This is a genomic window from Pseudomonas sp. S2_F03 (assembly GCF_054668335.1).
The window spans coordinates 2,954,820-2,977,618 of sequence record NZ_CP162759.1 but is presented as its reverse complement, the minus strand read 5'-3'; the positions used below and the strand labels follow the sequence as shown (position 1 = coordinate 2,977,618).

The window sequence follows — 22,799 nt, the reverse complement described above, 5'->3', positions numbered from 1 at the left end:
GCTCTCCCCCCAGATACAGCGAGGACAACCGAAATGGCCAATTTCAACAAGGCGGACCTGGAATTCATCCTCAAGCAAATATTTATTGCAGAAGCCCATTCCAATGGCGCCAGCCTCAGTGATTTGCTCCCCAATAGTCAGGTGCCCTTTGGCCTGCGAACCGTCGATGGCAGCTACAACAACCTGGTTGCCGGGCAAAGCGAGTTTGGCGCGGCGGACAATTCGTTCCTGCGCCTGCTTGATGCCCAGTATCGAGCGGCATACGCCGCGTCAGGGAATGTGGTCGATCCGCAGCCTCGGATCATCAGTAACCTGATCGTCGACCAGACCGCCAACAACCCGGCCGCGGTGGCGGCGAACGGCGGTGCAGCCCCGGTAATCAGCCCCGGTCTGGATGGTGTGTTTGGCACGGCTGACGACAAAGAAGTGTTCTTCATTCCCAATGAATCACCGGACGTCGGTTTGACCGCTGGCTTCAACGCGTGGATGACCTTTTTCGGCCAGTTCTTCGACCACGGCCTGGACCTGGTCACCAAGAGCAGTACCGACGTTGTGTTTATTCCGCTGCAACCGGACGATCCATTGTACGTACCGGGCGGCCCGACCAACTTCATGGTGCTGCCACGAACAGTGCATACCCCCGGCGCGGACGGAATACTCGGCACTGCCGATGATGGCCAGCCCAACACCACCTCGCCGTTCGTGGACCAAAGCCAGACTTACAGCTCGCACCCCTCGCATCAGGTGTTCCTGCGCGAGTACGTCATCAACGCAGCAGGTGACCCGATTGCAACGGGGCGCTTGATTACCAACCGCGATCTTGGCGGCGATGGCAAATTCGGCACGGCCGATGATGGCGACGGCACCAATGGCGGCATGGCGACCTGGGCCGTGGTCAAGGCCCAGGCCCGTGACATTCTCGGCATCAACCTGACCGACGCCGATGTGCACAACGTGCCGCTGCTGGCCACCGATGCCTATGGCAACTTCATCCGGGGACCGAGCGGCATGCCCCAGGTGGTGATGAAAGGGCTTGATGGTATTGGCGGCACGGCGGATGACGTCCTGGTCGAAGGCAACCGGGATGCTCCGATCAGCCTCGCCAACGCCGTCAGCGCCGGGCATGGCTTCCTCGACGACATCGCCCACAATGCTGCACCGGTCGTCGTCGGCGGGGTTCTGCAGGCGGATGCTGATGCGCTTGTCGGTAATGCGCAGCCGGCTGATGGAGCCGGCAACAACCTGACCTATGACAACGAGCTGCTCGACGCCCACTACATTGCCGGCGACGGCCGGGTGAACGAGAACATCGGCCTGACCACCGTGCACCATGTGTTCCACTCCGAGCACAACCGCCTGGTCCAGCAAACCAAGGACACCCTCCTGGCTGCTGGCGATCTGGCCTTCCTCAATGAGTGGCTGGTGGACGATGTGGCCGCGATACCCACCACACCCGCCGAAATCGCGGCGTTGGTGTGGGACGGCGAACGCCTGTTCCAGGCCGCCAAGTTCGGCACCGAGATGCAGTACCAGCACCTGGTGTTCGAGGAGTTCGCTCGGACCGTTCAGCCTCAGATCGACGAGTTTCTTGCACCCAACGGGTATGACACCTCGATCAACCCGGCCATCCTCGCCGAGTTCGCCCACGTGGTGTACCGCTTCGGTCACTCGATGTTGACCGAGACTGTCGATCGTTTCGACCCCGAGTTCAATCCGCTCCTCACTGACCCGAACAACCCGGACGCACAACTCGGTCTGATCGCGGCCTTCCTCAACCCGCTGGCGTTCGCCGGTAGCGGGGCGACGGCGGACGAAGCGGCAGGGGCGATTATTCGCGGTGTGACCCGTCAGCTCGGTAACGAGATCGACGAGTTCGTCACCGAAGCCTTGCGCAACAATCTGCTCGGCCTGCCGCTCGATTTGCCGGCCTTGAACCTGGCCCGTGGTCGCGACACGGGCATCCCCACGCTGAATGAAGCACGCCGTGAGATGTACCACTCAACCGGCGACAGCCAACTCAAGCCTTACATCAGTTGGGCTGACTTTGCCGACCACCTCAAACACCCCGAGTCGTTGGTCAACTTCATTGCGGCCTTTGGCACGCATGCCACGATTACGTCGGTGACCTCGTTGGCAGACAAACGCGCTGCAGCCCTGGCGCTGGTATTCGGCGGCGCGGGCTCGCCGGCTGACCGCCTGGACTTCCTGAACAGCACCGGTGCCTATGCCAACATGACGCTGGCCGGCGCGGACGGGCAGTTGGGCACTGCCGACGACGTGACGGGTGTGACGATCACGGGCCTGGACGATGTCGACTTCTGGGTCGGAGGCCTCGCCGAGCAGAAAATGCCGTTCGGCGGCATGCTCGGTTCGACGTTCAACTTCGTGTTTGAAACCCAGCTGGAGGCGTTGCAGAACGGCGACCGCTTCTACTACCTGTCGCGTACCGCAGGCCTGAACTTCGGCACCGAGTTGGAGAACAACTCCTTTGCCAAGCTGATCATGCTCAACTCCGATGTCACCCACCTGTCGAACACCGTGTTCCTGACGCCTACATTCACTCTCGAAGTGAATCAGGCCAATCAGTTCACGAACCTTGGCGTGGACGGCAAAGCAGATCCGACGGGCGGCATCATGATCAACGGCGTGGAAATCGTGCCGCTGGTGATCCGCGACAACCCCAACACCCCGGGTGCGGACAGTAACTATCTGCAATACACCGGTGAAGACCATGTCGTCCTGGGCGGCACGGCCGGCAATGACATCATCATCTCCGGTGACGGCGATGACACCGTTTACGGCGATGGAGGCAACGACCGCCTCGAAGGTGGCGCCGGCAACGATGCGGTACTCGGCGGCGCGGGCGATGACATCATCACCGACTCGTTCGGCGACAACCGTCTGGAAGGTAATGCCGGTAACGATGTGATCGTGGCCGGTAGCATGCTGGCTTTAGGTAACCTGATCCTGGGGGGCGATGGCCAGGACTTCATCGTCACCACCGAAGACATCACCACGACCTTCGGCGGTCAGGGTGACGACTTCATCCTCGGTGCCAAGACCAACCTGCCGCCTACCGGCAACGAAGGGGATGACTGGATCGAGAAGGGCGCCCAGGACGGTGCGCCTGGCGATAACTTCGCGCCGTTGCTCACTGACGATGTGGTCGGCAACGACATCTTTGTCGGTGGCGGTGGCTTCGACGAAATGATCGGCGAGGGTGGCGATGACATCTTTGTCGGCAGCGATGCCCAGGACAAGATGGACGGCATGTCCGGCTTCGACTGGGTGACCTACAAAAATGACAAGGTCGGCGTGACCGTTGACCTGAGCCTGGCCGCGCTGGCGCAGCCACATGGCAACGCGCCAAACCAGAACGCCGGGGTGTTCAATCCGGTCGGCGCCTCGCCGGCCTCGATTCTCGACCGTTTTGCCGAGGTCGAAGGCCTGTCGGGTTCGCAATTTGGCGATGTGCTCAAAGGCGATGATGTGGATGCGGTCACCATCGTCAACCACGGCGGCGCCACGGGCAGTGCGCTGACCAATGTGGCGTTGATCCGCGGACTGGACCAGTTCCTGGCCGATGCCGGTTTGCCAACCACAGGCTTTGCCACCGGCAACATCATCCTCGGTGGCAATGGCAGTGACCTGATCGAGGGCCGCGGTGGCGATGATCTGATCGACGGCGACAAATGGATCAACGTCAGAATTGCCGTTTATGCTCCCGGCGACGTCAACCATACCGGCCCAGAGATCGCCACCTTCGACAGCATGGTCGATATGATCCCGTTCATGCTGGATGGCACCTATAACCCGGGTCAGCTCAAGGCCGTGCGGGAAATCCTGCCCGGTACCTCAACGGGCGGGGCGGCCTTCGACACTGCCATTTACTCCGGGGTTCAGTCCGAATATACGGTGGTTCAAGACACGCGCGGCACGGCCAATCTGGCGGATGATGTCTGGACGGTGACCGATACCGTCGCCGGTCGCGACGGCACCGATACGCTGTTGCATATCGAACGCCTGCAGTTCGCCGATAGCCAGCGAGTGCTGGTGCCTGGGCTGAATCTACAGCCGACGGGCAGTCCGACCGTCACGGATGGAAACGGCGGAGCGATCACGGTGGGCGACACGCTGACGGTCAGCTCGGCCCTGGTGCGCGATGGCAACAACATCGCGCCGGGTAATCCGCTGGGTACTCTCAACAACACCTCGGTGTCCTACTACTGGCAGTTCGAAGCCAGTCCAGGCAGCGGTGTATTCGAGGACATCATCCTGTTGCCGGCCGGCGACCTGGCGTTCCAGAGTGCCGACGGCACCGCGTTCAAGGTCTCTCCTGACCTCGTCGGGTTGTCGTTGCGGGTCAAGGCGATCTACCAGGATGGTCATGGCACGACCGAAATCGTGTTCTCGGCGCCGACTACTGTGGTGGCTCCCGGTGCGCCGGTTGTGCCAACGGCGCAGGTGCCTGTCGTTGATGCCACGGCGGGTGGCGAAGGCCTGCACATGGTTCGCTCCGACCTCAACTTCATCCTTGATCAGATCAAGATTGCCGAGGCAGACGCGAACGGGCAGGACATCCTCTCGCTGATCCCGAACATCCGCGCGCCGTTGGGCCTGCGTTCGGTCGATGGGTCGAACAACAACCTGATGAACCTCAACGGCAACAACCACACCGAGTTTGGTGCTGCCGATAACATCTTTCCGCGCTTGACCGATCCGGTCTTCAATCCAGCGGAATTGGGAACGACGTATGCGAGCAACGGCGGCCTTGTGATTGACTCGCAGCCTCGTACCATCAGTAATCTGATCGTTGACCAGACGGCGAACAACCCGGCGGCCTATGCCACGGCTTACGACCCGGGTGTGGACGGAGTGCTCAACTTCGGCCTGGCTGGTAATGACGATGTGCTCAAGGATGGCGTACGGATAGTCGCCAGCCCTGGCCTGGATGGTCAGTTCGGTACGGGCGACGACCATGATGTGTACCTGTTCGAGAACACCGCGGCGGATGCGGGGCTGTCTGCGCCGTTCAACGCCTGGATGACCTTTTTCGGGCAGTTCTTCGATCATGGTCTCGATCTCGTGACCAAGGGCGGTTCGGGCACGGTCTTCATCCCGTTGAAACCGGATGATCCGCTGTATGTGCCAGGCGGCAACACTAACTTCATGGTGTTGAGCCGCGCGACCAACCTGCCAGGGGCGGATGGCGTTCTCGGCACGGCAGACGACATCCATGAGCAAACCAACACCACGACGCCATTCGTGGACCAAAACCAGACCTACAGCTCGCACCCCTCGCATCAGGTGTTCCTGCGCGGTTATGTAATGACCGACGACGGCCCCATAGCGACCGGTAGGCTGATCACTAACGTTGACCTGGGGGTGGATGGCAAGTATGGCGGCGGAGATGACACCGAAATCGGTGGCATGGCGACCTGGAAAGTGGTCAAGGCGCAAGCCAACGACATCCTGGGTATCCACCTGACCGATGCCGACGTCGATAACGCCCCGCTATTGGCGACCGACGCCTATGGCAATTTCATCAAGGGGCCGAACGGCTTCCCGATGGTCGTGATGAAAGGGCTTGATGGTATTGGCGGCACGGCGGATGACGTCCTGGTCGAAGGCAATCCGAATGCCCCGATCAGCCTGACCAACGCAGTGCGCACCGGTCACCAGTTCCTCGTCGACATCAACAACAATGCCGTGCCGGTAATCGTCGGCGGGGTTCTGCAGGCGGATACTGACACTGATGTCGGCAATTCGCAGCCAACTGGCCCAGGCGGCAACAACCTGACCTATGACAACGAACTGCTCGACGCTCACTACATCGCTGGCGACGGCCGGGTCAACGAAAACATCGGCCTGACCGCGGTGCATGCGATCTTCCACGCCGAGCACAATCGGCTGGTCGCGCAGACCAAGGATACGGTGCTCGATTCCAATGACGTGGCCTTCCTCAACGAGTGGCTGCTCACTCCGGTGAGTGCATTGCCAGTCAACCAGGCGGAGATCGATGCGCTGGTGTGGAATGGCGAGCGCTTGTTCCAGGCGGCCAAGTTCGGCACCGAGATGCAGTATCAACACCTGGTGTTCGAGGAATTTGCGCGGACCATCCAGCCTCGGGTCGACCTGTTCTTTGCACCGACCCAAGTCTATGACGTCGACCTCGATGCTTCGATCGTCGCCGAGTTCGCCCACACCGTGTACCGGTTTGGGCACTCGATGCTGACCGAGACCGTCGATCGCTTCGACGTCAATTTCAACGTGGTGGGCGATCCGAACAGTGCTGATCCCAATCAGCAACTGGGCTTGATCGCGGCGTTCCTCAACCCGTTGGCGTATGCCGCCAGTGGTGTGACGCCTGAGGATGCGACCAGCGCGATCATCCGCGGGGTGACTCGCCAGGCCGGTAACGAAATCGACGAGTTCGTCACCGAGGCGCTGCGCAATAACCTGCTCGGTTTGCCGCTCGACCTGCCGGCGATCAACATCGCCCGTGGCCGCGATGTGGGGATTCCCTCGCTCAACGCGATCCGCCGCGACATCTACAGCCAAACCGGTGATACCCAACTCAAGCCGTACAACAGCTGGGTCGATCTGGTGCAGCACCTCAAACATCCGGAGTCGTTGATCAACTTCATCGCAGCCTATGGCACGCATGACACGATCACGTCGGCGCTCACTCTGCTAGACAAACGAGCTGCAGCCATGGCGCTGGTGTTCGGTGGTGCGGGTGCGCCGGCTGACCGCCTGGACTTCCTCAACGGCAGCGGTACCTGGGCCAACATAACGCTGGCCGGCAAGGATGGCGTGCTGGGCACTGCTGATGATCTGAAGGGTGTGACGATCACAGGCGTCGATGCCATCGACCTCTGGATCGGTGGCCTGGCCGAAGAGAAAACCCCGTTCGGCGGCATGCTCGGCACGACCTTCAACTTCGTGTTCGAGAACCAGCTGGAGAAACTGCAGGACGGCGACCGCTTCTATTACCTGGAGCGCACCTCTGGCCTGTCGATGAATGCGGAACTTGAAAGCAACTCGTTCGCCAAGCTGATCATGGCCAACACCTCGGCCACGCACTTGCCGGGCCTGGTGTTCTCGGACCCTGGGTACTATCTGGAAGTGGACCAGTCCAAGCAGTACAACGATGGCCTGGGCAACGCCGATCCGCTGAGCGACAACAACCAGCAAGTGGTGTTCCGCGACAACCCGCTGACGGTGGGACCGGACACCAACTACATCCGCTACTCGGGTGATCAGCACATCGTGATGGGCGGCACCAACGGCGCAGACATTCTCATTGCCAGTGAAGGCGATGACACGGTCTGGGGCGATGGTGGCAACGATCGCATCGAAGGCGGTGACGGCAACGACCAGCTGCGGGGTGGCACCGGTGACGACATCATCACCGACACCGGCGGCGACGATAACATCCAGGGTGGCGACGGCAACGACGTGCTGCACGGAGGCAACGGCATCAACCTGATCATTGGCGGCTTCGGCAACGACTTCATCGTGACCGGTGAGGACGCCTCCGAAGCCATTGGTGGCCAGGGCAATGACTTCATCTTGGGCAGCAAAGCCAACGAACAGGACATGGGTAACGAAGGCGACGACTGGATCGAGAAGGGCACATCTGACGGTGCGCCTGGCGACAACTTCGACCCGCTCGGCAACGACCCGGTGATCGGCCACGATGTCTTCATCGGCGGTAACGAGAACGATAAGTTCAACGGCGAAGGCGGCGACGACATCATGGTCGGCAGTCTCGGCATGGGTGACCGCTATATCGGCGGCTCCGGCTATGACTGGGCGACCTTCAAGGATCTGGCACAAGGCGTGACCATCGATTACAGCGACCGCTTTTTCGATGTACCGCCAGTACCGGGTTCGGGTGCCTCGGCGCTCGTGCGTTTCGACATCATGGAAGGTCTGTCGGGTTCCTCGCACGGCGACTTCCTGCGTGGTGATAACGAAGATGCAACTTCGCTGCCTACCGCGGGTGCAACCGGCAGCGTGCTGACCAACATCAGCCTGATCAACGGCCTGTCCGATCTGCTGGCAGCCGGAGCGACGTTCTACGACGGTGGCAACATCATCCTCGGTGGCAGCGGCAGCGACCTCCTCGAAGGTCGCGGTGGTGACGACATCCTCGACGGTGACAAGTGGCTGAACGTACGCATCAGCGTGCGGCAGAACGCTGATGGCACTGGCCCGGAAATCGCCTCGTTCAACAGCATGGAGCCCATGGTGCCGTTCATGTTGAACGGTACTTACAACCCGGGCCAACTGGTCATCGTGCGGGAGATCCTGGCCGGCGATAACAGCTTCGACACCGCTGTGTTCTCCGGTGTTTCGACGGACTACAGCGTCGTTGTCGATGGCGACACTGTCATTGTGACCGACTCGGTGGTGGGGCGAGATGGCGTCGATCGGCTGACGGGCATCGAGCGTCTGCAGTTCTCTGATGTTTCGCAGGCGTCCGGCGTTGGCACTGCCGTCAACAGCGACCCATCAGGTCACCTGGCGATCCTCGATGATCTCACCGGTGTGCGTGACGATACGCCTGTCGCCGGTCAGCTGCTGCGCGTGAGCAATCTGGCGGTACACGACGCGGACAACACGAGTGTTGGCAATCCGACCGGTGCGGTTAACGGTGCGGTTGCCTACTACTGGCAGGTTGAAAACCTTCCTGGCTCGGGCGTCTATGAAGACATCACCTTTGTCGCCGCCGGCGAAGTATCGCGGGCGATCGGCACCACCTACCGGGTGGCGGATGATGTGGCGGGCCTGAACATCCGCGTTCGGGCGGTGTATCAGGATGCCAAGGGCACGCTGGAAATCGTCGACTCGTCGGCGAACAGCGCACCGACCACAGGGCCGACCGTTAACGGGCTTCTGGTGCAGAACCAGGTGTTGACCGCTGACGCGTCGACCATCGTCGATGCCGATGGCCTCAGCAATCCGCAGTTCACCTACCAGTGGCAGGCGACCAACGGAGTCAGCTTCGTCGACATCGTCGGAGCCACCGGTAGCACGTTCACGCTGACTCAGGATCAGGTCGACGATCAGGTGCGCGTGGTGGTCAGTTACGTGGATAACTTCGGTGTGCACGAAAGCATTGCGTCCGATCCTTCGGACCCGGTGGCTAACGTCAACGATGCACCGACAGGCGCGTTGCTGATCAGCGATACGACACCGGATCAAGGACAGGTGTTGACCGCGCTGACTGGCGGGATTGCCGATGCGGATGGGCTGGGCACCTTCAGCTTCCAATGGCAGCAAGGTGTCGGTGCTTCCTTCACCAACATCAACGGCGCGACCGCTGCGACCTTCACCCCTGGCGTGGCGCAGGGCAACCTGCAACTGCGGGTGATCGTGACCTACACCGATGGCTTCGGCGCATTGGAAACGGTGACCTCTGCGGCAACCGCAGCGGTTACGGTACCGGCTGGCGTGGTGCTGCAAGGCACCCCTGGGGCGAATACCCTCACCGGTGGCGCGGGTAACGATGTGCTGTTTGGCCTGGGCGGCAACGATACGTTGAATGGCCTGGCCGGTAATGACCAGTTGTTTGGCGGCACCGGCAACGACACGCTCAACGGCGGAAACGATGACGACATCCTCAATGGCGAGGACGGAACCGACACCCTCAACGGTGGGCTCGGCGCGGATGTCATGACCGGCGGCTCCGGCAACGACACCTTTGTGGTCGACAACGTCGGTGACACCGTAATCGAGGCGCTGAATGGCGGTACCGATCTGGTGCAAACCAGCCTGGCGACCTACCTGCTCGGTGCCAACGTCGAGAACCTGACCTATACCGGTGTCGCTAACTTCACCGGTAATGGTAACGCGCTGGCCAACACCCTCACCGGCGGGGTCGGTAACGACGTCCTCAATGGCGGTGCAGGCGGTGACCGGATGGTGGGGCTCGCCGGCAACGATACCTACGTCGTCGATGCCGCCGGGGATGTGGTGGTCGAAGTGGCGGGTGGCGGTGTGGATAGCGTGCAAACGTCGCTGGGCAACTACACCCTGGATGGTAACGTCGAGAACCTGACCTACACCGGAGCCGGCAACTTCGTCGGCAACGGCAACGGGTTGAACAACACCATCACCTCAGGGGGAGGCAATGACAACCTCAGTGGTGGCGGCGGCAACGACATTCTCATCGGCAACGGCGGTAACGACACGCTCAATGGCGATGCCGGTAACGACCAACTGTTGGGTGGCCTTGGCACCGATACCCTGAACGGCGGAACGGGCGATGACAGCCTCGACGGCGGTGACGGGGACGATGTCATGAATGGCGGCACAGGCAACGACACGCTGCTCGGCGGGTTGGGTAATGACAGCCTGGATGGCGGTAACGGCAGCGATCTGCTCCAGGGAGGCGATGGCAACGACAGCCTGCTCGGTGGTGGCGATAACGACACCTTGCTGGGTGGCATCGGCAATGACTTTATCGATGGCGGCAATGGCAACGATACGGTCACTGGCGGTGCTGGCAACGACTTGATGGTTGCCAGCGGTGGCAACGATGTCTTCATGTTCGCAGCGGGCTTCGGGACCGATCAGATTACCGGCTTCGATGCCAACCCGAATGGAGGAGGCCAGGACCGGCTCGATATCACCGCGTTGAACATCACGGCGGTGAACTTTGCCGCCAGCGTCACCATCACCGACGTCGGTGCGGATACCCTGCTCAGCTTCGCAGGAGCTGACTCCATCCGCCTGGTCGGTGTGGCCGACGCAACAACCGTCACTGCTAACGACTTCATTCTGGCCACTTGAGGAACTGGTCAGTAATGCCGCAACAAGCGTGAAAAATGAACGGAGGGCAATGGATGCCCTCCCTTTTTTTGAAAAAAACTGGACGCGTGTTCGGGTGAAAATGTCTAGTACAGGCTGTCGATGAGCGAAGTCTCGTCAACTGATTTTTATCCGGATAAAGGGCATGCCCGATGGACCGATTCCAGGAAATGCAGGTCTTCGCCGCGGTTGCCCAAGAGCAGGGGTTCTCGGCGGCGGCGCGACGTCTGGGCCTGTCGGCGGCCAGCGTCACCCGAGCGGTGGCGGCGCTGGAGAAGCGCATTGGCACCTTGTTGCTGACACGCACCACCCGCAGCGTGCACTTGAGCGAGGCCGGGCAGCGTTACCTGGAGGATTGTCGGAGAATTCTGGCCGAGGTGCAGGAAGCGGAGGATTCGGCAGCCGGCAGTCACGCCCAGCCGCGTGGGCAACTGACAATCACGGCGCCGGTGTTGTTTGGTGAGTTATTCGTCACACCGGTCATGGTCGGTTATCTCACTCAATTTCCAGAAGTCGGCATCAATGCCTTGCTGCTCGACCGGGTGGTGAGCATGGTCGAAGAGGGCATTGATGTCGCGGTGCGTATCGGTGAGCTGCCTGACAGCAATCAACACGCGATTCGCGTGGGCGAAGTACGGCGGGTGATCTGTGCGTCGCCGGCGTTTTTGGCCGCCCGTGGCAGGCCACGTCACCCGGATGAGCTCAATGGCGCCCCCATCATTGCGACCTCGTCGATTGGGCAGCTCAGGACCTGGCCATTTCTTGACGCGGGCGAGCCGCTGAACGTTCGTCCGGAACCGCGCCTTGTGGTCACCGCCAATCAAGCGGCGATCACGGCGGCCTGCCTGGGCCTGGGATACACCCGGGTCCTGTCTTATCAAGTGGCGGGCAAGGTGGCGGCCGGTGAGCTGGAAATCGTGCTGGCCGACTTCGAACTGCCGGCACTGCCCATTCATGTGGTCTACCAAGGGGGGACGCAAGGCTCCGGTGCGGGTCCGTAGTTTTGTGGACTTTGCGGTGAAGGCGCTGCGCGAACATCCGGCGCTGAGCGGCTAAAGGATTGTTTCGCTGGTTGAAATAATGGATTGCGTTTGCTGGTTATTCTGATGTTTTGGTTGCGGGTGGAAGATAGCGGCCATTGGTGCTGATCTTTCCCTGAACGGCGCCCCACTCGACGGAGTCGACCATGCAAGCGATCAAACTCTACAACTTCCCTCGTTCCGGCCATGCTCACCGCGTGGAGCTGATGCTGTCCTTGCTGCACCTGCCGACCGAGTTGATCTTTGTCGATTTGGCCAAGGGCGCGCACAAGCAAGCGGATTACCTGGCGCTCAACGCATTTGGTCAGGTGCCGGTCATCGATGATCAAGGTGTGGTGCTGGCCGATTCGAACGCCATCCTGGTCTATCTGGCACATAAATATGGCAATGGTCGCTGGCTGCCCACCGATCCGGTCGGCGCGGCGAAGGTTCAGCGCTGGCTGTCGGCGGCCGCCGGGCCGATTGCCTTTGGTGTGGCCAGAGCACGATTGATCACGGTGTTTGGCGCGCCATACAACGCGCAAGAGGTGATCGCTTATTCCCACACCGTGCTCAAGGTAATCGACCACGAGTTGGCGTCGACGCCCTACCTGGCCGGCAGTGAGCCGACCATCGCCGATGTCGCCGCCTACAGTTACATCGCCCATGCGCCGGAAGGCAATGTCTCGCTGGACGACTACGCCAACATCCGCGCCTGGCTGGCGCGTATTGAAGCCTTGCCGGGGTTTGTCGGCATGCCGCGCACGGTGGCCGGTTTGCAAAAAACCGCCTGATGCTCACGGCCCGACTCATTCGGGCCGTTCACTGTGCGCGATAGGCGCAGGGGAGAAACCGTTATGGAACATTCACCTTGGCACGTCGGCGAGAAACAGTTGCAGGCTCATGTTGGGGTTGCCGAGCGAATGGAGGCGTTCGGTCGGCGGGTGATTCGCAGTCAAATGCCGGATCAGCACCGCACGTTCTATCAGCAACTGCCGTTCATGCTGTACGGCGCCGTCGATGCCGAGGGCAATCCCTGGGCGAGCATTCTTGAAGGGCCTCCAGGCTTTGCACATTCCCCCGACCCCGCACTGTTGCAGTTCGACCGTTTGCCGGGCGCCGATGACCCCGCACAACTGCAAGACGGTGCCGCCATCGGGCTGCTGGGTATCGAGTTGCACACCCGGCGTCGCAATCGCCTCAATGGTCGAGTGGGCGCTGTAACGGCCAACGGATTCGGGGTGACGGTGGAACAATCCTTCGGCAACTGCCCGCAGTACATTCAGTTGCGCCAGTTTCGCTCGGTGCCATTGGCGGATCCCTCGGCCGCGTTGCGCAGCAATTGAATGATCTGGATGACGCCGCCAGAACCATGATCGTCGACGCGGACACGTTCTTTGTCGCCAGTTACGTGGACGTCGATGGTCAGCGCTCGGTGGATGTATCTCACCGAGGCGGGCAGGCCGGTTTCGTACAGGTAGACGGTAATCGCCTGACCATCCCGGACTTCGCCGGCAACCTGCATTTCAATACGCTGGGCAATCTGCTGATCAATCCTCGCGCCGGTCTGTTGTTCATCGATTTCAATACAGGCGACCTGCTGCACCTCAGCGGGCGCACCGACATCATCCTCGACGGTCCGCAGATCGAAGCCTTCCAAGGCGCCGAGCGGCTATGGACCTTCGAAGTCGAACACGTGGTACGTCGGCCGGCAGCGCTGGCCTTGCGCTGGCGCTTTGACGGCGTGTCGCCCACCAGTCTGCTGACCGGCACCTGGGCGCAGGCCAACGCGCGTTTGCAAGCCCAGGCCTTGGGGGATCGCTGGCGCCCACTGCAGGTGGTGCGTATCGAGGCGGAAAGCCAAAACATCCGCTCGATCTACCTGCAGGCCGCCGATGGCGCCGGGTTGCCGGTGTTCCAAGCCGGGCAGCATTTGCCGCTGCGGTTCAACATCGGTGGTGAGGTGCATATCCGCACTTATAGTTTGTCGAGTGCGCCGTCGGATGATTTTTTCCGCATCAGTGTGAAACGTGACGGGTTGGTGTCATCACACCTGCATGACCGGATTAAGGTCGGGGATGTGCTGGAAGCCCGCGCCCCCCAAGGGCATTTCACCGTGGCGCCGCATGAGCGGCGGCCGCTGGTGTTGCTGGCCGCTGGCGTGGGCATTACGCCGCTGCTGTCGATGGTGCGCGAGGTGGTTTATCAAGGCCTGCGTACGCGAAGCATCCGCCCGACGTGGTTCTTCCAAAGCTCGCGGACCTTGGCCGATCAACCGTTTCGCCCGGAGCTGAACCGTTTGCTCGACGGCCTCGGCGACTCGGTGCGAGTGCTGCGTCTGCTCAGTCAGCCAGAGCCCGATGCCCGCGAGGGTGAAGATTTCGACCTGACCGGGCGAATCGATGCCGATTTGCTCACGAGCATCGTTGAGGTGGAAGACTACGATCAGCTGGATTTTGTCCTCTGCGGCCCGGGCAGTTTTACCCAGGCGATGTACGACAGCCTGCGGGAAATGGACATTCGTGATTCAAGGATTCACGCCGAAACCTTTGGCCCGTCGACGTTGCGCCGGATACCCGACCCGGATGCCGTGGTCATCGAACAACCTCCGGTCGCCACCACGTCAGTGCCGGTGGTATTCGAGCGCTCGGCCAAAGAGGCGCGCTGGAAACCCGACAGCGGCAGCCTGCTGGAATTGGCGGAAAGCCGTGGATTGCGTCCGGAGTTCAGTTGCCGCGGCGGTTCCTGCGGGACCTGCAAGACTCGCCTGATCAGCGGCGAGGTGACTTATCCACAGGCGCCGGCAGAAATCCCCGGTGTGGGGGAAGTGCTGATTTGTTGTGCCGTGCCGGCGCAGGGTTCGCAGCCGCTGGTGCTGGATATTTAACCCGTCAATCCCTCGTAGGAGCTGAGCTTGCTCGCGATGGCGGTGTGTCTGTGGACATCAATGTTGACTGACACTCCGCCATCGCGAGCAAGCTCAGCTCCTACAAGGGATCGAGGCCAGTCTGAAAAATCCATGCTCGTCCTACAGCTGTGGCGTTTTTTGAGGAGGATTCCGACAGGTTCTAGCGGTTGTTGCGTCGGAAGCCGGAGGGGTAGGCTTTGTGGGTCGCTGCATATCAGCGACCGGGCTTCGCGGCCCGAATTAGCTTACTTGGTGCATAATCACCGCCCTCAACCGACTCTCCTTCGTAGTTTGTCGATTGATTTCATGGTGGCTGTGCGCGGGATACCTTTGGGTATGCCGGGTTTCCAAGTAGCTCGGTCCGCGAACCCGTGCACAGCTGCCACCTTCCTTCGTTTCGCGGCGACTAGTGGCAGCTCCATTACTTACTTGGAGTGTCACCATGATCAAAGAAACCCCAAATCCCCCGGAAACCGACGACGTTTCCCCCTACGAATCCATCGACTCCAAAAAACTCAACGAAGCCGCCGAACGCGCGCTGAATCACTACCTCAATCCCGCCGCCCTCAAATCACCGACCACGCGCAAACCCAGCACGATGTTCATGCTGGCACCCGATATCAAAGACGAAGACTTGCTGGCCCACACTTGTGAATCGTTGGCCCAGGCCAACGTGATGGCCAGCGATTTTGCCGGCTATCTGGAAGGCCCGCACCGAAATACGGCGATGGCTATCCAACAGATCGTCATGCTGGCGGAGCTGGCAGCGAACCGGATGCTCGATAACCTCGAAATCCCCAAAGCCGCGCCACACCGCTGATCCCACTGATACAGCAAATTCTTGTGGGAGCCGGGCTTGCCTGCGATGACGGAGTGTCAGTCAACATCAATGTTGAATGTTAAACCGCCATCGCGGGCAAGCCCGGCTCCCACAACAGCAATCAGCAATCAGGCGTAGGACAGGGACTTTTCTTCCAGCAGCTCTTCGTACAACTCGGTCCACTTGCGGCCCATTTCGTCCGCGGTGAACAGCTGCCGATAACGCGCCTCAGCCTTCACGCCCATTTCTGCTGCACGCGTCGGGTTTTCCCACAGCGTGCGCATCGCCTCGCGGAATGCCTGTGGATGACTCGGCGGGACCACCAGCCCGGTTTCGTTGTGAATGTTGATGTAGCTGGTGCCAGTGCCGATCTCGCTGGAGATCATCGGTTTGCCATACATCGCGCCTTCGAGCAGCGAGATGCCGAACGCTTCGGAACGCAGGTGGGACGGGAACACGATGGCGTAGCTCAGTTGCAGCAGCGCCACTTTGTCTTCGTCGCCCAGACGCCCAAGAAAATGAATATTGCGCAAACCCAGCGCGGCGGCCTGGGCGTGAAGTTCTGTTTCCAGTGGGCCGGCGCCGACAATCACCGTCGGGTAATCCAGGTCCTTCAAGGCGTCGAGCAGGATGTGCAAACCTTTGTAGTAGCGCATCACCCCCACAAACAGAAAAAACTTATCCCCAAGCTTTTGCCGCCAATGGTCCATTCGACGGCTGTCAGGCTGTGGATAACCTGCCTTGTTCAGGCCATAGGGGATCACGCGGGTCTTGTCCTGAAACTGTTGCAACACATCGCTGGTGTGCAAGTAGTTAGGCGACGCCGCGACGATCCGGTCAGCGCTGTTCAGGAAGCGGTTCATCAAGGGGCGGTAAAGTTTGAGCAGGTGTTTCTGGCGAATGATGTCCGAGTGGTACGTCACCACGCTCGGTTTGTTCAGGCCGCTGGCGAAATGCACCAGGTCCATGAACGGCCATGGGAAGTGGTAATTGACCACGTCGGCCTCGGCCGCCAACTCGCGAAACTGTTTGAAGACGCTCCAGGAAAATCCCGTGGAGGCGAACTGAATGTCGAGCTTCGCCCGATGAACCTCGTGATGACCAAGCTGCACCACCGGCGTGGTCGGATCGGCACTGAGTGTCAGCACCTTGCCTTCAACGCCGTGCTGGGCACCGCTTTCGCACAACTGGAATATCACTTGTTCGATCCCGCCGACCGAGTCAGGCAGGTATGTCTTGAAAAAATGCAGAACTCGCATTCAACCTCCCATAGCCTGGCGGTAGGCGCTGGCCGTGACGTGCGCGCAGCGTTTCCAGGTAAAAAGCCTCGCTTGTCGCAATCCGGCGTCCGAGCATGCTTGCCAATGCGCTTGATCGTCGATCAGACGGCTCATTGCATCGCGCAAGCCGTCGGGATCATCAGGCTCAATATAGTTGCCCGCGGTTTCTGCCACTTCGGGCATGGCCGAACGTCGCGTCAGAATGACCGGCGTGCCACAGGCCATGGCCTCCAGTACCGGCAGGCCAAAACCTTCGTAAAGCGACGGAAAAATCAACGCCCGAGCGCCGGCCAATAGCTGCGCGACATGCTCGTCAGGCAGATAGCCCAGCAAACAGACATGCCCGCAGGCCAGGGACTGATGCAGTTCTTCGCTGAACTGCTCGCGCTGCCAGCCGGCCATGCCGACGATCAGCAGCGGAAAATGCTGACGCACCGATTCGGGTAGTCGGGCGTGGGCGCGCAGGGCCAGGGTCAGGTTCTTGCGCGGCTCCAGGGTGCCAACACAGAGGAAGTATTCCCGCGCCTCGACGCCATGGGCCTTGAGTACGGTGTCGATGTCTTCGGGGGACCGGGGGTGAAAGCGTGCAGCTACACCGAGTGGGGCGACGACAAATCGCTCGGCCGGTAACCCGAAATGTGCCTGGGCTTCGTCAGCAATGTACTGCGAGTCGGTCAGAATCAGACTCGCCTGGCGTACACCGTCGGCCAGGCGCCGTTCGATTTCCCGCAAACGCGCGGGTGGCTGCGTGTCGGGGTAGTGCAGGTGCGTCAGGTCATGCAGGGTGATGACCGTCGGCCCGTCGAACGACAGTGGCCACAAACTCGGTTCGTGGTAGAGGTCGATTTCTTGCGCGCGACCTTGATCGAAGCGCTTCTGCTCCAGCCAGCGCCGAGCCTGATAGGCCCCTGGAATCTGGCGCAGAAGCGGCGTCAGTCGGGAATAACCGGGCATGGCCGCCTCAGGCAGCACCGAGCTCCAACCCCAGCCATGAAACAACGCCAGTTCAACATCCGGCTCACTCGCAAGGGCGTTTGCCAGTTCGGCGACGTAGTGGCCGATACCGGTACGCGGTGCCTGAAGAATTCGGGCATTAAGGGCAATTCGCATGTTGCCTCTCTTGCACGAGCGGCACGTCAATAAGATTGCGCAGGGTGTGTTCGGCCAATTGCGCGCTGGCTTCACACCAGCCGATCCAGTGCCAATCCGCCACGTCGCGGGCAGCCGGGAACTGGCCGCTGCTTTCGAAGCGTGCGACCAGATCGGCCAGCGTTTGCGGCTCGGCCAGGTCGAAATACGCCATGAACTCACCACCAATTTCGCGGAAGATCGGAATATCGCTGCCCATGGCCGGCAGTCCGCGCTGCATGGCTTCCACCAATGGCAAACCGAAACCTTCGACCCAGGATGGAAACACCAGGGCGCTGGCGTTGGAGTACGCGTGTTCGAGGCTGGTGTCGCTCAGGTCATTGAACATGAACAGGCGTTGATTAAGTTGCGGATGGTTGCGTACCCGGGCGAGCAGAGCGTCGCATTTCCAGCCAATTCGCCCGGCAATGCACAGCTGTGCTTTTGAACCCGCCGCCCATGCCAGTTCGAAAGCGTCCAGCAGGTAATCGTGGTTTTTGCGCGGTTCGATGGTGCTGACCATCAGGAACACTGGTTCCGGCGTTTTGAACAGGCGCGTCAGGCGCGGCTCGACGGCGGCCGTGGCTTCGCTCAGGTCCAGCTCGGAGCCGAGGTGGAAATAATCGAACCACAACTCACTGGCCTTGGCCGGACCCAGGCGGCGCTGCAATTCTTCACGCACCTGATCGCGCACCGTGGCGGAAATGGCCACGTAGCCATCGGCAGTTTTGCTGATCCAGTCGAACCACTCGTTGAACACCTGCACCAGCCGCGCGTCGTAAAACTGCGGATGCGTCACGGGAATCAGGTCGTAAATCACCGAAACGATGCCCACGCCTTCACGTTTGAGCTGTTCGGCAAACGGGAAAAAGTCGGTGTGCCAGGACGAATCCAGCAGCACCAGTTGATCCCCGGGCTGGTGCTGCAGCGGTGTGCAACGCTTGGGCAGTTGATATTGGTTGATGCCCTCGATCACACGCAGCGGAAGGCTGAAACAGGTGACCGCTGTCACCCGGTAGGCCACGTGCAGCAAACGCTTGATCACCCGCGAGTGGCTGCGGTTGTGCAGGCGTTGATGCAGTTGCCAGAAACGGTGAGCCAGGCGCCCGAGCCGTCCGCCAAAGATCATCAAGGCATCGAAAAACGGGATGTTCAGCGCACCGAGCATCAGCACTCGGTAGAGTTTTCCGTTGAGCATCACCACCGGAATGCATTCAACACCGTCGACCGATTCCGGTAGCTGATTGATGACGTTGCGAACCACCCGCTGGATGCCCGAATTGACCTTGGGGTGCTGGAATACATGGGTACATTCAACCAGTAGGCGCGTCATGGTGTGTTTTCCGAAATCAGCGACGCGGCGGACCGGGTGATGGTCGTTTTCGCCCCCAGCCACGAGCACCCAACGAAGTCTTCGTGGCGGTTATTGATCACGTGGAACACCAATCCGTAGTCCCGCCATTCGAAATTGCGGTCCAGGTGCGAATCCAGCCGGGACAGGCTCAGGGCTACCGAGTAGTTACCCTTGCCCAGTCCCATGATGAAGGCAAAACGGTAGGTCACACGCTCCCCGGCCTTCAGGTCATTGAGTGCCTGATCCTGACGATGGGTATTGATCCCGTACATGGCCTGGCCCAGGCGATCCTTGATCATGAAGCCCAGCACCAGCCGTTCGATGTCCTGGCGGACTTCGACGTCCACCTCCAGCACCACCGGCTGGCCGACTTCGGCCGCATCGATGGAGCGGCCGTGTTCGTCCAGCAGGCGCACCTTCAAAATCCCGGCTTCGCCAGTTCCTGAAATGGTACTGACCTGGCCGCCTGAGAGCATTTCCTGACGTACCGTCTGGCCTTCACGCTCGGCGAGCAGGGCGTTGTAGTAATCCATGACTGCTTCGGGCGTGCCGTGCATGGCCATGCGGCCATTTTCCAGAAGGATCGCCGAGTCGCAGATCGACTGAATCGCCGAGCGGTCGTGGGACACGATCAACAGCGTGGTGCCGGCTTTGCGAAAGTTGCGGATGCGGTCGAAACTCTTGTGCTGGAAATAGGCGTCACCCACCGACAGCGCCTCATCGACGATCAGAATGTCGGGGCGCCGAGCAGTGGCCACGCTGAATGCCAGGCGCATTTGCATGCCGCTGGAATAGGTGCGCACCGGGTGATCGATGGCTTCGCCGATTTCCGCGAAGTGTTCGATTTCGGGCATCAATGCTTCGATTTCTTCGACCTGCATGCCCAGCAATTGCCCGGCCATGACCGCATTCTGCCGGCCGGTAAAATCCGCATGAAAGCCCATGCCCAGCTCCAGCAGGGCGGCGACGCGGCCTTCGAGCTGAATGGTGCCGCAGGTGGGCTGGGTGGTGCCGGTGATCATCTTCAGCAAGGTGCTTTTGCCCGCGCCGTTGACCCCGACGATGCCCACCGATTGGCCGGGAGCAATCTCGAAGGCCACGTCTTGCAGTACCCAGTGCTGGCGATGACGGATCGGCGAAAACGGTATCAGCCACTCGGCCAGTCGGCTCCAGCGATTGGGGTATTGCTTGTAGGCCTTGCCCAGGCCTGTGACGCGTATGTGCCCCATCAGAGTTCATCCACCATTTCGCCGACCCGCTGTCGAAACAGGCGCAGCCCGATGACGAAGAACACGACGCTGGCGATCATGATCGGCAGCAGCGAACTCCAGACGGGCCATTGGCCGTAAAGAAACAGGTTCTGGTAGCTGGTCATCAGGTTGGTCAGCGGGTTGAGTTGCAGCAGGCGCTGCACCCATTCGGGCAGGATGCTTATCGGGTACACGATCGGTGTCAGCCAGAACCAGAATTGCAGGCAAATGGCGAAAAATTGCCCGACATCACGAAAGAACACATTCAATACGCCAAGAATCATCCCCAACCCGGCACAAAACATCACTTGCAACGCCAACAGGGGAATGAGCGCCAGCAGCGCCATGCCCGGCAGTCGCCCGGTGATCAACAGAAAGCCGAGGAACAGCCCGATGATGATCGCGAAGTTGATGCCGGCGTTGAACAGCACGATGACCGGCAGGCAGATCCGCGGGAAGCTGATTTTCTTCAGCAGGTTGGCGTTGTCCAGAAACATGTTCTGACTGCGCACAGTGATTTCTGCGAACAAACCCCACGTCAGCAACCCGGCGCAGAGGTAGACGCTGTAAGCCAGGCCGTCATCCACCCCGGGCAAACGGGCGCGCATGATGTGGGAGAAGATCACGGTGTAGACGATGATCATCGACAGCGGGTTAAGCACGGTCCACAAGGCACCGAACAGCGAATTGCGATAACGCGCCTGGAACTCTCGCTTGACGCTACCGAGGATGAACCCTCGATAGCCCCACAGCGAGCGGTACAAAGAAAGCAGCATTCAAACCGTCCTGCCGTATTGGTCTTCGAAGCGAACGATATCGTCCTCTCCCAGGTATTCGCCGCTTTGCACTTCGATGATCACCAAGTCGATCACGCCGGGGTTTTCCAGGCGATGCTTGTGACCGGCGGCAATGAACGTCGACTCGTTCTTGGCCACCAGATGCGTGCCGGTGCCGTTGTTGGTGACCTTGGCCATGCCTTCGACCACCACCCAATGTTCATTGCGATGGTGGTGCATCTGCAGCGACAACTTGGCGCCGGGTTTGACCACGATGCGTTTGATTTTGAAGCGCGGGCCTTCTTCGAGCACGGTGTAGGTGCCCCAGGGGCGGCTGACCGTTCGATGCAGGCGATAGGCTTCGTGTTTTTTGTCCTTGAGCTGCTTGGCCACCCGGCGCACGTCCTGCGCGCGATCGGCATGGGCCACCAAGACCGCGTCGGCGGTGTCGATAATGATCAAATTATCCACACCCACGGCAGCCACTAGCCGGTCTTCGCTCTGGATAAAGTTGTTGTGGCTGTCGACGAACACTGCATCGCCGCTGGCGCGGTTGTTTTGCGCATCCGCCGGTACCAATGCCGCCACTGCGCCCCAAGAGCCGATGTCACTCCAGTCGAATCCGGCGGGCACCACGACCACTTTGTCGGAGCGCTCCATCAAGGCGTAATCGATGGAGATGTCGGTAATTTCGGCGAACAGCGTCGGGCACAGTTCCTGTTGCAGATACCCGACTGTTTCTACCGGGCGACTCGCTGTCATGCAGGACTGTGTCTGCGCCAGTAACTCGGGGGCGTGAAGCTGCAATTGCGCCAGCACACTCCCGACCGAGAAGCAGAACATCCCGGAATTCCACAGGAAGTTGCCGCTTTCCAGGTAATGAGTCGCGGTTTGCAGGTCAGGCTTTTCGACGAAGCGTTGCACCTTGGCGGCGCCTTTGCCGTCCAGCGCCGCGCCCGTTTCGATGTAGCCGAAACCGGTTTCTGGCGCCGTCGGCACCACGCCGAACGTCACCAGGAAACCATCCTTGGCCAGCGCCACCGCGTGTTCGACGGCGCTCTGGAAGGCGGTTTCATTGACGATCAAATGGTCGGCGGGCATCACCACCATAATGGCCTGGTCGCCGTGCAGCGCTTGCAGGGAAAGTGCTGCCGCCGCGATCGCCGGGGCGGTGTTGCGACCTGTCGGTTCGAGCATGAAGTGGCCGCGATGACGACTTAGCTGCGCGTCCTGATAGTGATCCCTGCTCTGGAAGTAATAGTCGCGGTTGGTCACCGTGACGATGTCGCCCCGGCCATCGAGCAAGCCTGCTGCACGCCGGTAGGTTTTACCCAGCAACGACTGCCCGTCGGGCAAGGTCATGAACGGCTTGGGATGGCCCTCGCGGGACACCGGCCACAAACGGGTTCCGGCACCGCCGGAGAGGATCACAGGAATCAGCAT

At 60.6% G+C, this 22,799-nt stretch carries 9 protein-coding genes and 2 pseudogenes; 5 read left to right on the top strand and 6 right to left on the bottom strand.

The genetic code is table 11. The annotated features are described in order from the left end of the window. Positions 1 to 33 precede the first annotated feature (33 nt). From AB4N76_RS13990 to AB4N76_RS13970, 5 genes and pseudogenes are all read left to right on the top strand, one after another. Complete coding sequence (locus AB4N76_RS13990) at positions 34 to 10,803, top strand: peroxidase family protein (protein WP_460164569.1); 10,770 nt, start codon at positions 34 to 36, stop codon at positions 10,801 to 10,803. Positions 10,804 to 10,973: 170 nt separating this feature from the next. After that, positions 10,974 to 11,877: pseudogene (locus AB4N76_RS13985) on the top strand (LysR family transcriptional regulator). Between the two features lie 130 nt (positions 11,878 to 12,007). Next, positions 12,008 to 12,634: a glutathione S-transferase family protein gene (locus AB4N76_RS13980; RefSeq protein ID WP_046030876.1), complete on the top strand. Its 627-nt coding sequence runs from the start codon at positions 12,008 to 12,010 to the stop codon at positions 12,632 to 12,634. A gap of 63 nt (positions 12,635 to 12,697) precedes the next feature. Beyond that, positions 12,698 to 14,727, top strand: a pseudogene (locus AB4N76_RS13975) (FAD-binding oxidoreductase). Between the two features lie 463 nt (positions 14,728 to 15,190). Further along, on the top strand, positions 15,191 to 15,568 hold the full coding sequence (locus AB4N76_RS13970) for a DUF6124 family protein (protein WP_046030873.1): 378 nt from the start codon (positions 15,191 to 15,193) through the stop codon (positions 15,566 to 15,568). A 128-nt stretch (positions 15,569 to 15,696) separates the two neighbouring features. On the opposite strand, the gene AB4N76_RS13965 is transcribed toward AB4N76_RS13970, so the two are convergent. From AB4N76_RS13965 to AB4N76_RS13940, 6 genes are read right to left on the bottom strand one after another with little or no spacing between them, the layout of a single operon-like run. Next, positions 15,697 to 16,827: a glycosyltransferase family 4 protein gene (locus AB4N76_RS13965; protein WP_046030872.1), complete on the bottom strand. Its 1,131-nt coding sequence runs from the start codon at positions 16,825 to 16,827 to the stop codon at positions 15,697 to 15,699. Further along, positions 16,828 to 17,958 carry a glycosyltransferase family 4 protein gene (locus AB4N76_RS13960; RefSeq protein ID WP_046030870.1) on the bottom strand — a complete coding sequence of 377 codons (1,131 nt, stop codon included), beginning with the start codon at positions 17,956 to 17,958 and terminating at the stop codon, positions 16,828 to 16,830. Next, complete coding sequence (locus AB4N76_RS13955) at positions 17,942 to 19,309, bottom strand: glycosyltransferase family 4 protein (protein WP_046030869.1); 1,368 nt, start codon at positions 19,307 to 19,309, stop codon at positions 17,942 to 17,944. Before AB4N76_RS13955 ends, AB4N76_RS13960 begins: the two co-directional genes overlap by 17 nt. Next, on the bottom strand, positions 19,306 to 20,559 hold the full coding sequence (locus AB4N76_RS13950) for an ABC transporter ATP-binding protein (protein ID WP_046030867.1): 1,254 nt from the start codon (positions 20,557 to 20,559) through the stop codon (positions 19,306 to 19,308). Before AB4N76_RS13950 ends, AB4N76_RS13955 begins: the two co-directional genes overlap by 4 nt. Continuing rightward, positions 20,559 to 21,356: an ABC transporter permease gene (locus AB4N76_RS13945; protein WP_046030866.1), complete on the bottom strand. Its 798-nt coding sequence runs from the start codon at positions 21,354 to 21,356 to the stop codon at positions 20,559 to 20,561. Before AB4N76_RS13945 ends, AB4N76_RS13950 begins: the two co-directional genes overlap by 1 nt. Continuing rightward, positions 21,357 to 22,799 (bottom strand): mannose-1-phosphate guanylyltransferase/mannose-6-phosphate isomerase, encoded by a 1,443-nt coding sequence (locus tag AB4N76_RS13940; protein WP_046030864.1) that lies wholly within the window; start codon positions 22,797 to 22,799, stop codon positions 21,357 to 21,359.